Origin of the sequence: Micromonospora sp. SL1-18 (assembly GCF_047921505.1) — a bacterium.
Taxonomy (GTDB): domain Bacteria; phylum Actinomycetota; class Actinomycetes; order Mycobacteriales; family Micromonosporaceae; genus Micromonospora.
The window spans coordinates 1-1,347 of sequence record NZ_JBLROA010000174.1 but is presented as its reverse complement, the minus strand read 5'-3'; the positions used below and the strand labels follow the sequence as shown (position 1 = coordinate 1,347).

3 protein-coding genes are annotated in these 1,347 nt (G+C 67.6%); 2 read left to right on the top strand and 1 reads right to left on the bottom strand.

Annotated elements, in window-relative coordinates:
- A partial coding sequence (locus ACNAW0_RS30365; protein WP_416291477.1) for a helix-turn-helix domain-containing protein occupies positions 1 to 181 on the bottom strand: 181 nt, incomplete at its 3' end.
- A 23-nt stretch (positions 182 to 204) separates the two neighbouring features.
- On the opposite strand from ACNAW0_RS30365, the gene tnpA reads away from it, so the two are divergent.
- On the top strand, positions 205 to 621 hold the full coding sequence (gene tnpA / locus ACNAW0_RS30360; protein ID WP_416291476.1) for an IS200/IS605 family transposase: 417 nt from the start codon (positions 205 to 207) through the stop codon (positions 619 to 621).
- A gap of 119 nt (positions 622 to 740) precedes the next feature.
- Positions 741 to 1,247: a hypothetical protein gene (locus tag ACNAW0_RS30355; RefSeq protein ID WP_416291475.1), complete on the top strand. Its 507-nt coding sequence runs from the start codon at positions 741 to 743 to the stop codon at positions 1,245 to 1,247.
- Positions 1,248 to 1,347 lie beyond the last annotated feature (100 nt).

Genomic DNA, 1,347 nt, shown 5'->3' with positions numbered 1-1,347 from the left:
GGGCGCATTGGGCAGTGGCCCCAAGGGTGACCTTGCGCTGCCGCCAGACGAACTGGCGCTGCTCCAACGCCGTGTTGTAAAGCCAGCGGCACGTGTGCCCCCACGCGGTCAGCCGCTCGGCCTGCTCCTCGCTGGGATACAGCCGGTACTTCCGACCAATGTCCGCCTTGCCTGCCCTCACGCTCCACATCATACACTTGGTTTATGGCCGACACCTACCCCATCCGCACCGGCAGACACTGCACTTTCCTGCTCCACGCCCACTTGGTCTTCGTCACGAAGCACCGAGCACAAGTCTTCACCGACGAACACTTGCGCTACCTCGAACAGGTGATGCGCCAGGTCTGCGAACAATTCGAGTGCGAACTAGTCGAGTTCAACGGCGAAGACAACCACATCCACCTGCTGGTCAACTACCCACCCAAGGTGGCCCTGTCCAAACTGGTCAACTCCCTCAAGGGCGTGTCCTCCCGCTACCTGCGCCGCGACTACCCCAACATCCGCCGCCACTTCTGGCGCGACGCCCGCCTGTGGTCCGGCTCCTACTTCGCCGGCTCCCTCGCAGACGCACCCCTGTCAGTCCTACACCAATACATCGAACAACAGAACCAGCCAGGTTAGCGCACGCTCGGGCCTTGATGGCCCTCCCGCGCAGGCCTTCACCCCCGCCCAGAAGGGCGGAGCACTGGCCCACATCCTGGTAGAGCGACCGGCGGCCCGGGTCGGCCCACAGTTCCTGGTTGATCCGCAACGTTCGGGCCGTCGACGCCCGTTCGCCCGCCTGGACCGGCCGTTCGGCCAGGCCGAACCAGCCCAGCGCGGCGGCCACGGCCCGCAGCACCGCGGCGATCAGGAACACCTGGTACGGGCTGAGCCATACCAACAGCACTCCACCCGCCCCGAAGCCGGCGATCTGCATGACGCCCACGCTGGCGTTTATCGTCGAGCGGCCGAGCACGTACGCGCCGGGCGGCAGCATGTCGCTGATCAGGGCCCAGCGCGCGCCGCTGGTGATCGAGCCGACGTACGCGGTGCCGAAGATGATGGTGAACCGGGCCCACAGCGGCAGGCCCGGCACCGCCTGGAGCGCCGCGCCGGCGGTGGCGATCAGCGCGGCGAGGGTCAACGCCCGGCGTGGTGGCAGGCTGTCGGCGGCGGACAGCAGGGTCAGGCTGCCGATCACGCCGGCGATCGGCGCGCCGAACATGCTCAGCGCGGTGAGTAGGGCGGAGTCGGTCGCCGCGTAGGTCAGCGATCCCAGCGCAAGCGCCGAGGTGGTGTGTGCGGCGAGGCCGGCGCAGTTGGCGACGAACAGGTTTCGGAACTCGCGGACCGCGAAGAGATCTG

Excerpts from the sequence above, each read along its gene's own strand:
- tnpA (WP_416291476.1), top strand. The coding sequence starts at position 205 with ATGGCCGACACCTACCCCATCCGCACCGGCAGACACTGCACTTTCCTG.